Raw genomic sequence first — 11,961 nt, 5'->3', positions numbered from 1 at the left:
GCGTCCCCTAGGGGACTCGAACCCCTGTTACCGCCGTGAAAGGGCGGTGTCCTAGGCCACTAGACGAAGGGGACACACGTACAACTTCACTGCTTAACCGCGTTTCGCTGTGTGCTTTCCGCGTTAAGTGGCGCGCATTCTATGGATGGATTGAAAGGTCGTCAACCCCCAAGGATAAATTTATTAAAATCAATGACTTCGCCCCGCTTTCCGGGCCTTTGCGCGCATTCTGCCCGTCCAGGCTTTGACGCCTATATTCTGGCGCCCGACAAGACGCTATAGTCCACCCCAGCAAATGATGGCAATGTGCATCTATGCAGGGAACGCTTACCTATATAGAAGAAACTACCTGGGCAACTGGTCGATCAGTCCTATCCGCCAGATGGCTCAGTCACTACACTCCACTGCAAACCCTATTAAGAGGTCACACCGGTGACACCACTCATGATCACCCTGCTGGTAATAGCCGGGATCGTAATACTGATCGCCATTGGCTACATGAACCACGTGGTGGAAAACAACAAACTGGAAAAGAAACGCACCGAGATCGAACTCAATGATCGGCTGCGTCGTTGCGGAGAAATCACCGAGACCTTTCCTGGCCAGTTGATGAGCCCGGCGCTCAAGCTGTTGCTGACCCGCCTGGAGCTCAACGTCAACCAGCGCCTGTTGAACCTCAACAAGACCAGCGCCCCCCTCAAGGCGCGCATCACCGAGCTGAGCGCGTTGATCGCCCAGGGCGAGTCAATCCCGGTGGCCAACCCGCCTGCGCCGATCCAGACCGAAGCCAAGGCCAAGGATGTACGTTTCCTGCTTGAAGCCCTGCACGGCCAGGTCACCCGCGCCGCCCAGGACGGTTTCCTGCCGGCCAACGAGGCCAAGCACTGGATCAAGGAAATCCGCCATATCCTGGTGCTGCTGCACATCGAGTTCTTCAACAACCTCGGCCAGCATGCCCTGCAACAAGGCCAGCCGGGCCAGGCGCGCCTGGCGTTCGAGCGTGGCGTACAGTATTTGCGCAAGCAGCCTGAACCGGTGGTCTACAGCGCCCAGCTGCAATTGCTGGAGAAACAACTGGCCCGCGCCAACTCCACCGTCCTGACCAACAGCAAGCCGGCTGAAGATGAGGTCAACGAATTGACCGAAGGCCTGAAAGTGGTCGACGCCGACGCCGACTGGAAAAAGAAAGTCATCTACGACTGATTGTAGTGAGCGGGCTCGCCCCGCGCCGCGGAGTGTCAGGCACTGCAGTGTGTCAGGTATGCCGCCGCGCGGGGCAAGCCCGCTCACTACAGTTGGCATGGGCAGCACATCGCCACGAGATGCCATCACTTTGCATCTATCCCCCCGCCCCCGAGTAGCGTAAAAAAGTGCCCCTCACTCCGTGAAGTTAGAGGCTCGCTATGCCCGTCGCCGTGATTGATGGACAACCGCTGCATTATGTCGACCAGGGCACCGGCCCGGTCGTCCTGCTGGGCTCGAGTTACCTGTGGGACCGCGACATGTGGGCCCCGCAAATCGAAGCCCTGTCGCAACAGTACCGTGTGATTGTCCCCGAGCTGTGGGGCCACGGCGAGTCAGGGCCGCTGCCGGCGGCCACCCAATCCCTGGACGGCCTCGCCCGCCAAGCCCTGGCCTTGCTGGATCAATTGGACATTGCACAGATCAACCTGGTGGGCCTGTCGGTCGGCGGCATGTGGGGTGCACGCCTGGCATTGCTCGCCCCCGAGCGCATCAACAGCCTGGTGCTGATGGACACCTATCTCGGTGCCGAGCCCGAGGCCACGCGCCAGTATTATTTCTCGCTGTTCAAGATGATCGAAGACGCCGGCGCCATTCCCGAGCCGTTGCTGGATGTGGTGGCACCGATCTTCTTCCGCCCAGGCATTGACCGTGAGTCAGCGCTGTACCAGGGCTTTCGCGCCGAACTGCAAGCCTTCACGCGAGAACGCCTGCTGGACAGCATCGTGCCACTGGGCCGGCTGATCTTCAGCCGTGCAGACATCCTGGACCAACTGCCACGCCTGGACGCCGACACCACCCTGGTGGTGTGCGGCGAGCAAGACAAGCCTCGCCCCCCTGCGGAGTCCACGGAAATGGCCGAGCTGATCGGCTGCAGCCTGATCCTGATTCCTGAAGCCGGGCACATCTCGGCCCGGGAGAATCCGGATTTCGTCAACGAAGCGCTGCTGACCTTCCTCGCCAACAACGCCTGATCGCCCTGCTGCCCTTTGATCGCCACCTGCACGGTGCGATCAAAGGCGGAAGTGCCCCACCATCCCCTGAAGTTCAGTACCCAGTTGCGCCAACTGGATGCTCGACGCGGCATTGCCCTGCATGCTCAGCGCCGATTGGTCGGCACTGGCGCGAATACTGGTGACACTGCGGTTAATCTCTTCGGCCACCGAGCTTTGCTCTTCGGCCGCCGCAGCAATCTGCTGGTTCATCTGCTGAATCAATGACACGGCAGCGGCGATGCTGCCCAAGGCGCTCTCGGTTTCCAATGCATCACTGACCGCCAATTTCACCAGCTCGCCACTTTGCTGGATCTGTTGCACCGACGACTGCGCCGCACTGCGCAAGGTGCTGACCAGCCGCTCGATTTCCTCGGTCGACTGCTGGGTACGCTTGGCCAGCGCCCGCACTTCATCGGCGACCACCGCAAAACCACGGCCCTGCTCCCCTGCCCGTGCTGCCTCGATGGCGGCGTTGAGCGCCAGCAGGTTGGTCTGCTCGGCGACGCTTTTGATCACACTCAACACGGTGCCGATATTCTGGATTTCCGCACTCAGGCTTTCGATGCTCGCGCTTGCGCTGGTGCTGGAGGTGGCAAGCAATTCGATACGCTGCAAGCTCTGGCGCACCACTTGCTGGCCGCTATCAACCTTGTCGTCGGCGGTCTGCGCGGCCTGGGCCGCTTCTTCGGCATTGCGCGCCACGTCGTGCACGGTGGCGGTCATCTGGTTCATTGCCGTGGCCACCTGCTCGGTTTCTTCCTTCTGGCTGCTGACCTCGACATTGGTCTGTTCAGTGACACTGGACAGTGAGTGGGCCGACGCCGCCAGTTGCTCGATCCCGGCCTGCAAGCCGCTGACCATGTGGCTCAGCCCATTGCCCATCTGCTGCATCGCCTGCATCAATTGGCCGATTTCATCTCGACGGCTGACCTCCATCCGCCCACTCAAATCGCCGGAGGCAATTTGCTGGGCCACCGCGATCACACTGCGCAGCGGTGCAACGATCAAGCGGGTAATCACCCACGCCGCAATCAACCCCACCAACAGCGCCAGCGCCGACGAGCCGATGATCAGCATCGCGCTTTTCTTCAATTGCGCCTGCATCGACTGATCTCCAGCGTCATAGGCCTGGTTCACCCGGCTGACCACTTGGTCGGCGCGATCATGCAATTGCTTGTAGACGACTTTTTCCTGGGCCAACAACCCGGTGTACTCACCCAGCTTTTCGCTGAACGAGGCGATATGCCCGGACACTTCATTGAGCACCGTCTGGTAGCCGGCATCCTTGACCGAGGTTTTCAGTTGTTCGACTTGAGCCAGGGCCTGGTCGGCCTGCTCGATCTTGCCTTGTTCGGCTTCGTCCGCATCGGCCTTGCGGCTTTGGTCCAGGCGCACCCGTGCTTCGTTCATGGCCTGCAGCATAAGCCGCGATACCTGGCTGACCTGCCCGGCCTGCTCGATAAACTCGGCGCCCTCCTTGCCCTGGCTTTCCTTGAGCCCATAGGCACCGTCGTCGGCCAGACCGGCTTGCAACACATCAAGGTTATTGGCCACGCTGGACACCGACCAACTGGCCATTTCCAGAGCCAGGTCCTTGGTCTGGGTCAACTCGACGAACTCATCAAACGCCTTGCGATAGGCGGCCAGCGCCTGCTCGACGTCGGCCATCACCGGCACATTGGCGACGGACTGGGCCTTGAGACTGGCCGCCAGTGCGGCCAGGGCGTCGACGCTCTCGTGCAGGGCGTCAACGGCTTTCGGATCGGCGTGCAGCGCGTAGTCCTGCTCGATCAGGCGCACTTTGAGCAAGCCGCTGTTGAGCGAAGACATCGCCTTGAGGCCTTCGAAACGCTGGCCGACGGTCTGCAGCGACCACACGCCAATCGCCGCCACCAAGGCCGTCAGCAGCAGCACCAGGGTGAAGCCCAAGCCCAGTTTTTTTGCCATCCCGAGGTTGGCGAAACGTCGTTGCACGGCCGAAATCATTGCACTTGAGTCCTCTTGCAATGGCAGATGCCATCAAGCCCGATTTACCAATGGCGAGATTCGCAACCACGGAGCACCGGCACAAGACGCTGGCGCCGGAATAATGGCAAAAAGCTACACGCCCGTCGTTTTCAGAATGGTCGAGGTCGATCTGGCAGGCCCCATGACGCGGAACAACGCCAGCGCTCGCTGATCATCAGCATAGGCCACGTTGATGCGCAGCCAGTCACTCGGCTCCCCGTTCGGGCTGAACAACGCCCCGGGAGTCAACAGCACGCCGAGCCGCCGCGCCTGCGCCTGCAGCCGTGACGGCGCCACGGCGCCTGGCTTTGCCCACAGGAACATGCCGCCTGCAGGCACGGCGAACACCTTCCACTCCTCGTCTTCCAACACTTGCAACGTAGCGGCCATGTGCACACCCAGCCTTTTGCGCAAGCGCTGTACCCATTTGCGATACGTGCCATTGGCCAGCAAGACGGCCACCACCGCCTCGGCAAACCGCGAAGTGCCAATACCGGTCAGCGTCTTGAGGGTGACCAGGCGGGCAACAATCGCTGCGCTGGCGCTGAGGTAACCCACGCGCAATGCGCTGCTCAGGGTTTTGGAAAAGCTCGAGACGTAGATCACCCGGCCATCATGGGGCAGCGCCGACAAGCGCACGCAACTGGCGTGCTGCAAGTCGCCATAGATGTCTTCTTCGATGATCAGAAAGTCTTCACTGCGGGCCAGTTGCAGCAAACGTTCGGCGACCTCGCGGCACAGGCTGGTGCCGGTCGGGTTGTGATACAGGCTATGGATGAACAGGCACTTGGGCCGATGGTCTCGAAGCAGCGCTTCAAGCATCGGGATATCCGGCCCCCCACGGGTGCGCGGCACTTCCAGCAGTGTGACGCCTTGAAAGGCCAACTGACGAAAGAGGTTGCCGTACCCCGGGGTCTCGACCACCACCGTGTCGCCGGCCTTGAGCAAGGTGCGTATCAACAGGTCCTGGGCATGGCTGGCACCGTGGGTGGTGACAATGCACTCCAGGCGGGTGGCAACCTGCAGGTGGTTCAGCCGTTTGAGCAGTTGTTCACGCAGTGCCGGCAAGCCCAGCGGCGAGCTGTAGTTGAACAGGCCTGCGGTGTCGGTACGGCTGACCTCGCGTATTGCGTAACTGATGTCGTCGCTTTCACGCCAGGCATCCGGCAGCCAGCCATTGCCTAGCTTCAGTTCGCCCAGCGGGCTGTCGGTAAAGCCCCCCCAGGCCTGCTCGGCGCCTTCATACCAATGGCCTTCGTGAACAACCGCTGGCGGGGCCACCATAAAACCAGACCCGTGCCGGGGCGAGAGCAGCCCTTGGGCCACCATGCGCTCGAACGCCTCGATCACATTGGACTGGCTGACCAGGTTATCGAGCGCCAATTGCCGCACAGACGGCAGACGTGTACCCGGGGCTGCCCCACTCGTGCGAATCCATTGCGCCACCGCGCTGACAATCTGCTGCACCACCGGTACAGGAGCCTGCCGATCGATTCCTAAATCCATGAGCCACCCACTTCAACTGTCTGTTATTCAACCCGCATGAGTTAAGCACAGAAGCCTGGCCTGGCTCGTTACCAACCTTTACTAAATTATTGATTCTATTGACTTATTTACTTAATGACACATATTCGCTCACGGCTTATAGCCAGCTTGGGAAACGCCCCACACCACCCAAAACTTTTTCGAATGACGTAGGGCGTGCAGTCCTAGATCGCCGTCGCGCCACCGTCTACCGCCAGCGCCTGGCCAGTGGTGAACGCGGCGCCATCACTGCACAGGTACAGCACCGCACTGGCGATCTCCTCGACTTTGCCAATGCGCCCCACCGGGTGCATGGCCGCCGCGAACTCAGCCTTGCGCGGGTCGGCCTCATAGGCACGGCGGAACATGTCGGTATCAATGACGGCCGGGCACACCGCATTCACGCGGATTTTCTTTTTCGCGTACTCGATGGCGGCCGACTTGGTCAGGCCGATCACTGCGTGCTTGGACGCCGCGTAAATGCTCATCTTCGGCGCAGCGCCCAAACCGGCAACCGACGCGGTGTTGACGATCGCACCGCCGCCCTGGGCCAGCAGCAATGGCAACTGGTGCTTCATGCACAGCCAGACGCCCTTGACGTTCACCCCCATGATGGCGTCGAACTCGTCCATGCTGCCTTCGGCGAGCTTGCCCTTCTCGATCTCGATTCCGGCGTTGTTGAACGCATAGTCCAGGCGACCATAGGCTGTAATCGTCTGTGCCATCAATTGCTGCACGTCCGCCTCCAGGGTCACGTTGCAGCGCACGAACAGCGCCTCGCCCCCGGCCTGCTGGATCAGCGCGACAGTGCCCTCGCCGCCCGCCACGTCCAGGTCGGCCACCACGACCTTCAAGCCTTCAGCGGCAAAGGCCAGCGCCGTGGCGCGTCCAATACCGGCTGCTGCGCCAGTCACCAGGGCCACGTGGCCGGAAAACGTCATGCTCATGGGGGGATGTCCTATGCAAGAAATAACCGTCGCTGGAGTCTAGCCAACCGCAGGCTGGGCGCGTCAGCACTATCAGAAGGCCGGTTGGCGCTGTATGAGCCGCAGTGATAAAGCTGCCCGGCGCACTATCATCAATGCCTATCGCCGAGCATTCGCTCCCCTGGGCGAGCTTGCCCTCAGGCGGTTGAGGGTCTATCACTCTGGGTTCACTTCCAACAGAGTCCTTGCCATGACTGCCCAGACCAATCGCCAGTTCCTGCTCGCCAAACGCCCGGTCGGCGCGGCCACGCGGGACACCTTCACCTACCAGGAAGTGCCGGTGGGCACACCCGGCGATGGGCAGGTGCTGGTGCGCAACGAGTACCTGTCCCTGGACCCGGCCATGCGCGGCTGGATGAATGAGGGCAAGTCCTACATCCCTCCGGTGGGTATCGGCGAGGTGATGCGTGCACTGGGCGTGGGAAAAGTAATTGCCTCGAACACCCCGAAGTTTGCAGTGGGGGACTACGTCAACGGCGCCTTGGGCGTGCAGGATTATTTCCTCGGCGAGCCACGCGGCTTCTATAAGGTCGACCCGAAACTCGCCCCACTGCCGCGCTACTTGTCCGCCCTGGGCATGACTGGCATGACCGCCTACTTCGCCCTGCTGGACACTGGCGCGCCGAAGGCGGGCGAAACCGTGGTGATCTCCGGCGCAGCGGGCGCGGTGGGCAGCATTGCCGGGCAGATCGCCAAGCTCAAGGGTTGCCGCGTAGTGGGCATTGCCGGAGGCGCCGACAAGTGCAAGTTCCTGGTGGATGAACTGGGCTTCGACGCCGCGATTGATTACAAAAGCGAAGACGTGCCTGCCGCCCTCAAGCGCGAATGCCCCAAAGGCGTGGACGTGTATTTCGATAACGTTGGCGGCGACATTCTCGACGCCGTCCTCAGCCGCCTGGCATTGAAGGCTCGCGTGGTGATCTGCGGCGCAATCAGCCAGTACAACAATAAGGAAGCGGTGAAAGGCCCGGCCAACTATTTGTCATTGCTGGTCAATCGCGCGCGCATGGAAGGGTTTGTGGTGATGGACCACGCGGCGAACTTTGCCGCTGCCGGTCAGGAGATGGCCGGCTGGATGGCCCAGGGCAAGCTCAAGAGCAAGGAAGATATCGTGGAGGGGCTGGAAACGTTCCCGGAGACGCTGATGAAGCTGTTCAACGGCGAGAATTTCGGGAAGCTGGTGCTCAAGGTCAACTGAAACACCCCTTTGTAGGAACCGGCTTGCCGGCGATGGCGGCCTTGAACCTGATGCAAGGCTGAGGGCGCTATCGCCGGCAAGCCGGCTCCTACAGGGGATGTTTCGCTCAGGCGATTTCGGCGACGACTGCAGCCAGTGCCTTGGCAGGGTCGGCGGCCTGGCTGATCGGGCGACCGATCACCAGGTAATCGGAACCGGCGTCCAGCGCCTGGCGCGGGGTCAGGATGCGGCGTTGGTCATCCTGGGCGCTGCCTGCAGGACGAATCCCCGGGGTCACCAGTTGCAACGATGGGTGAGCCGTCTTCAGGGCCTGGGCTTCCAGCGCCGAGCACACCAGGCCATCAAGGCCGGCTTTCTGTGCCAGGGCCGCCAGGCGCAGTACCTGTTCCTGCGGCTCGATGTCCAGGCCGATACCGGCCAGGTCTTCGCGCTCCATGCTGGTCAGCACGGTCACACCGATCAGCAGCGGTTTAGGGCCGCTGCGCTGTTCCAGCACTTCGCGGCACGCGCTCATCATGCGCAGGCCACCGGAGCAGTGCACGTTGACCATCCACACGCCCATTTCGGCGGCGGCCTTGACCGCCATGGCGGTGGTGTTGGGAATATCGTGGAATTTCAGGTCGAGGAATACCTCGAAGCCTTTGTCACGCAGGGTGCCGACGATTTCGGCGGCGCAACTGGTGAACAGTTCCTTGCCGACCTTGACCCGGCAAAGCGTGGGGTCCAACTGGTCAGCCAGCTTCAGTGCGGCGTCACGAGTGGGGTAATCCAGGGCGACGATGATAGGAGTCTGGCAGACGGACATTGGAATGGGCTCTCAGGCAAGTCGAAATCGGCGCGGATTGTAGCGCAAGCGGCGCCGTTGCGGGATCCGATGATCGGTAAATACTGACAGACCGCGTTGCGGCGGCCATTTTCGCCAATTGTATCGAGCCAGATACATTCACGACATGCCCTCAACACGCCCCCCGGCTAGCCTCGCCCCCACGACCGACCGTCCAGCACTTCCAGCCATGGGGCTGGGCGCCTATGCTGACAGCAACAACCAGGCAGATGATCGCACTATGCATATTTCTTCAGTCTCTGTGAACGACGAGCAAAAAGGCGCTGTGATCGCCGACGAAAAGCGCTGGAACACCCGCGCCCTGATCGTCGATGACGATGTGCCGATCCGCGAACTGCTGATCGATTACCTGGCACGCTTCAACATTCTTGCCGTCGGCGTGACCGATGGCGCCGCCATGCGCCAAGCCATGCAGGCCGAAACCTTCGACGTGGTGGTGCTCGACCTGATGCTGCCGGGCGAAGATGGCCTGTCCTTGTGCCGCTGGCTGCGCGCCGAATCGGACATCCCGATCCTGATGCTCACCGCACGCTGCGAACCTACCGACCGTATCATCGGCCTGGAGCTGGGCGCCGACGACTACATGTCCAAGCCTTTCGAGCCGCGCGAACTGGTGGCGCGCATCCAGACTATCCTGCGTCGGGTGCGTGATGACCGTACCGAACAGCGCGCCAATATCCGCTTCGACAACTGGCGCCTCAACAGCGTGTTGCGCCAGCTGGTGGCCGACGACGGCCTGGTGGTGCCGCTGTCCAACGCCGAGTTTCGCTTGCTGTGGGTGTTCATCGAGCGCCCGCGCCGCGTACTGAGCCGCGAACAATTGCTGGACGCCGCCCGTGGCCGCTCCATCGAAGCGTTTGATCGCAGCATCGACTTGCTGGTCTCGCGCTTGCGCCAAAAGCTGGGCGACGATCCCAAGGCACCGCAGTTGATCAAAACCGTACGTGGCGAAGGCTACCTGTTCGACGCGCGGGATATCGGCTGATGCGCAACGCCTTCAATACGCTGTTCGGCAGGCTGTTCGGCGTATTGCTGGTAGCCATCGTGCTGGCCCACGTGCTGGCGATCTTCTGGTTTCACCACTACGGCCCGCCGCCAACGCCGCCTGGCGAAATGTTCGTGCAGCAAGCAGACGGCAGCTTCACCCCCTTGCACAAGAAGCACCCTCGCCCCTGGTTTGGCGGGCCGGTGGTGCCGCTGACGTTCCAGTTCATTTCGCTGATCATCGCAGCCTGGTATGGCGCCAAGCTGCTGAGCCGGCCGATCCAGCGCCTCAGCGCGGCAGCCGAGCGCTTGAGCGTCGACCTCGACAGCCCGCCGCTCAATGAGTCCGGGCCGAGGGAAGCACGGCAAGCTGCATCCACCTTCAATATGATGCAAAAACGCATTCGCGAGCAGGTCAGCCAGCGCGCGCGCATGCTCGGGGCGGTCTCCCATGACCTGCGTACCCCGCTGTCACGCCTCAAGCTGCGCCTGGAACAGATCGAGGACACCAAGCTGCAAGGCCAGATGCGCCAGGACCTGGACGACATGATAGGCATGCTCGATGCCACCCTGAGCTACTTGCACGAACAACGCACCAGCGAAACCCGACACTGGCTCGATGTACAGGCGCTGGTGGAATCCCTCAGTGAAAACGCCCAGGACCAGGGCTGCGACGTGCAGTTCTCGGGCACCTGCGCGCCCTTGCAGGTGCAGCCCATGGCGCTGCGCTCATGCCTCAACAACCTGATCGACAACGCCCTGCGCTACGCCGGCACCGCCCGCGTGGAACTGGCGGACAGCAAGGGCGCGCTGGTGATCCGTGTGATCGACCACGGCCCGGGGATTGCCGCCGACAAACGCGAGGCGGTGTTCGAGCCGTTTTTCCGGCTCGAAGGCTCACGCAACCGCAACTCCGGCGGCGTCGGCCTGGGCATGACGATTTCCAAGGAAGCGGTGGAACGCCTCGGCGGCCACCTGAGCCTGGAAGACACCCCAGGCGGCGGCCTGACCGCCGTCATGTGGCTACCAAGAGCCTAATCGCTGGCACGGCCCCCTGTAGGAGCTGGCTTGCCTGCGATGGCGGTCTGTCAGATCGATTTATCCTCCCGGCGGCCCTGGGCCTGAGTCGCACTCCAGTCCATCAACAAGCTGTAGGCCACCGCGAGCAAGGTCGGGCCGATAAACAACCCGATAAAACCAAAGGCGATCAACCCGCCGAACACCCCGAGCAGCACGATCACCAGCGGCAGGTTGCCGCCCCGGCTGATCAGGTAGGGCTTGAGCACGTTGTCAACGCCGCTGATGATAAACGTGCCCCACACACCCAGGAACACTGCATAGGTGTAGTCGCCCTTCCACGCCAGCCAGGCCGTTGCCGGGATCCACACCAGCGGCGGGCCCATGGGGATCAGGCTGAGCAGGAAGGTCACGATGCCCAGCACCAACGCGCCCGGTACGCCTGCGATCCAGAAACCGATCAGCGCCAGCAGGGCCTGTGCGGCGGCAGTACCGATGACACCGTTGACTACCCGTTGCACGGTGCCAGCCACCAGTTCGATGTAGTAACCGGCACGCTCGCCGATCAGGCGTTCCAGCAGGCGATGCACAAAGGTCGCCAGGCGCGGCCCGTCACGGTAGAAGAAAAACACGAACACCAGGCTCAGGGTCAACTCAAGGATGCCGCCGCCGATCTGCGCACTGCGCGCCAGCAACCAGTTGCCCACCTGCCCCAGGTAAGGCTTGATGCTGACCATCAGCGCCGCACCCTGCTGGTCGATACTGTCCCAGGTCGCCACCAGCCGCTCGCCGATAAACGGGATCGAACCGAGCCAGGTTGGCGCTTCGGGCAGGCCATCGACCTGGATGTCCTTGATCAGGCCCACGGCGTCGCGCACATGGTCGGCCAGGTTGAAACCCAGCCACACCAGCGGCACCGCCACCAGCAACATCCAGCCCAACGTCAGGATGCCCGCTGCCAGGGACTCACGCCCCCCCAGCCAACGGGTGAGCAAGCGCATCAGCGGCCAACTGGCAAACGCCAGCACCGCGCCCCAGAACAGCGCCGACCAGAACGGCGCCATCACCCAGAAACTGGCACCGAACAGCACCAGCAGCAGGATTTGCACCAGCAGGCGATCGTTATTGAGCATCGGGTATCTCGAGAAGAGGGCTTAGGAAGAG

Annotated in this window: 10 protein-coding genes, 1 tRNA gene and 1 pseudogene; 5 read left to right on the top strand and 7 right to left on the bottom strand. The window is 62.1% G+C overall.

Annotation, left to right across the window (positions count from 1 at the left end):
• Position 1: 1 nt before the first annotated feature.
• Positions 2-74, bottom strand: a tRNA-Glu gene (locus tag AC07SU_RS28635).
• Between the two features lie 358 nt (positions 75-432).
• On the opposite strand from AC07SU_RS28635, the gene AC07SU_RS28630 reads away from it, so the two are divergent.
• Both AC07SU_RS28630 and AC07SU_RS28625 read left to right on the top strand, forming a co-directional pair.
• Entirely contained in the window at positions 433-1,203 is a 771-nt protein-coding gene (locus AC07SU_RS28630; protein ID WP_176996462.1) for a hypothetical protein, read from the top strand.
• 200 nt (positions 1,204-1,403) lie between these two features.
• On the top strand, positions 1,404-2,216 hold the full coding sequence (locus AC07SU_RS28625) for an alpha/beta fold hydrolase (RefSeq protein WP_494998980.1): 813 nt from the start codon (positions 1,404-1,406) through the stop codon (positions 2,214-2,216).
• A 39-nt stretch (positions 2,217-2,255) separates the two neighbouring features.
• On the opposite strand, the gene AC07SU_RS28620 is transcribed toward AC07SU_RS28625, so the two are convergent.
• From AC07SU_RS28620 to AC07SU_RS28605, 4 genes and pseudogenes are all read right to left on the bottom strand, one after another.
• On the bottom strand, positions 2,256-3,098 hold the full coding sequence (locus AC07SU_RS28620; RefSeq protein WP_494998981.1) for a methyl-accepting chemotaxis protein: 843 nt from the start codon (positions 3,096-3,098) through the stop codon (positions 2,256-2,258).
• Between the two features lie 18 nt (positions 3,099-3,116).
• A pseudogene (locus AC07SU_RS28615) lies at positions 3,117-3,314 on the bottom strand (HAMP domain-containing protein); the annotation flags it as partial.
• Positions 3,315-4,337: 1,023 nt separating this feature from the next.
• The gene (locus AC07SU_RS28610) at positions 4,338-5,750 is read right to left on the bottom strand and encodes an aminotransferase-like domain-containing protein (RefSeq protein ID WP_494998979.1); all 1,413 of its coding nucleotides are present in this window, start codon (positions 5,748-5,750) and stop codon (positions 4,338-4,340) included.
• 203 nt (positions 5,751-5,953) lie between these two features.
• Positions 5,954-6,715 (bottom strand): SDR family oxidoreductase, encoded by a 762-nt coding sequence (locus AC07SU_RS28605; RefSeq protein WP_494998978.1) that lies wholly within the window; start codon positions 6,713-6,715, stop codon positions 5,954-5,956.
• 229 nt (positions 6,716-6,944) lie between these two features.
• Here AC07SU_RS28605 and AC07SU_RS28600 point away from each other — a divergent pair, with 229 nt between their 5' ends.
• A complete protein-coding gene (locus AC07SU_RS28600; RefSeq protein ID WP_494998977.1) occupies positions 6,945-7,952 on the top strand; it encodes an NADP-dependent oxidoreductase in 1,008 nt (335 codons plus the stop codon).
• A gap of 106 nt (positions 7,953-8,058) precedes the next feature.
• Here AC07SU_RS28600 and pyrF read toward each other — a convergent pair whose 3' ends face one another.
• Complete coding sequence (pyrF, locus tag AC07SU_RS28595; protein WP_176996468.1) at positions 8,059-8,757, bottom strand: orotidine-5'-phosphate decarboxylase; 699 nt, start codon at positions 8,755-8,757, stop codon at positions 8,059-8,061.
• A 259-nt stretch (positions 8,758-9,016) separates the two neighbouring features.
• Here pyrF and AC07SU_RS28590 point away from each other — a divergent pair, with 259 nt between their 5' ends.
• Together AC07SU_RS28590 and AC07SU_RS28585 are read left to right on the top strand one after the other, a co-directional pair.
• On the top strand, positions 9,017-9,781 hold the full coding sequence (locus AC07SU_RS28590; protein WP_494998976.1) for a response regulator: 765 nt from the start codon (positions 9,017-9,019) through the stop codon (positions 9,779-9,781).
• A complete protein-coding gene (locus AC07SU_RS28585; protein ID WP_494998975.1) occupies positions 9,781-10,818 on the top strand; it encodes a sensor histidine kinase in 1,038 nt (345 codons plus the stop codon). Before AC07SU_RS28590 ends, AC07SU_RS28585 begins: the two co-directional genes overlap by 1 nt.
• A 50-nt stretch (positions 10,819-10,868) precedes the next feature.
• Here the strand turns inward: AC07SU_RS28585 and AC07SU_RS28580 are convergent, their stop codons facing one another.
• The gene (locus AC07SU_RS28580; protein WP_176996471.1) at positions 10,869-11,930 is read right to left on the bottom strand and encodes an AI-2E family transporter; all 1,062 of its coding nucleotides are present in this window, start codon (positions 11,928-11,930) and stop codon (positions 10,869-10,871) included.
• Between the last annotated feature and the right edge of the window lie 31 nt (positions 11,931-11,961).

This window comes from Pseudomonas sp. GW821-FHT05H12 (assembly GCF_059419385.1).
This window is presented reverse-complemented; position numbering and strand designations above follow the sequence as displayed.

Excerpts from the sequence above, each read along its gene's own strand:
- AC07SU_RS28625 (WP_494998980.1), top strand. The coding sequence starts at position 1,404 with ATGCCCGTCGCCGTGATTGATGGACAACCGCTGCATTATGTCGACCAG.
- AC07SU_RS28620 (WP_494998981.1), bottom strand. The coding sequence starts at position 3,098 with ATGGTCAGCGGCTTGCAGGCCGGGATCGAGCAACTGGCGGCGTCGGCC.
- AC07SU_RS28610 (WP_494998979.1), bottom strand. The coding sequence starts at position 5,750 with ATGGATTTAGGAATCGATCGGCAGGCTCCTGTACCGGTGGTGCAGCAG.
- AC07SU_RS28605 (WP_494998978.1), bottom strand. The coding sequence starts at position 6,715 with ATGAGCATGACGTTTTCCGGCCACGTGGCCCTGGTGACTGGCGCAGCA.
- AC07SU_RS28600 (WP_494998977.1), top strand. The coding sequence starts at position 6,945 with ATGACTGCCCAGACCAATCGCCAGTTCCTGCTCGCCAAACGCCCGGTC.
- pyrF (WP_176996468.1), bottom strand. The coding sequence starts at position 8,757 with ATGTCCGTCTGCCAGACTCCTATCATCGTCGCCCTGGATTACCCCACT.
- AC07SU_RS28590 (WP_494998976.1), top strand. The coding sequence starts at position 9,017 with ATGCATATTTCTTCAGTCTCTGTGAACGACGAGCAAAAAGGCGCTGTG.
- AC07SU_RS28585 (WP_494998975.1), top strand. The coding sequence starts at position 9,781 with ATGCGCAACGCCTTCAATACGCTGTTCGGCAGGCTGTTCGGCGTATTG.
- AC07SU_RS28580 (WP_176996471.1), bottom strand. The coding sequence starts at position 11,930 with ATGCTCAATAACGATCGCCTGCTGGTGCAAATCCTGCTGCTGGTGCTG.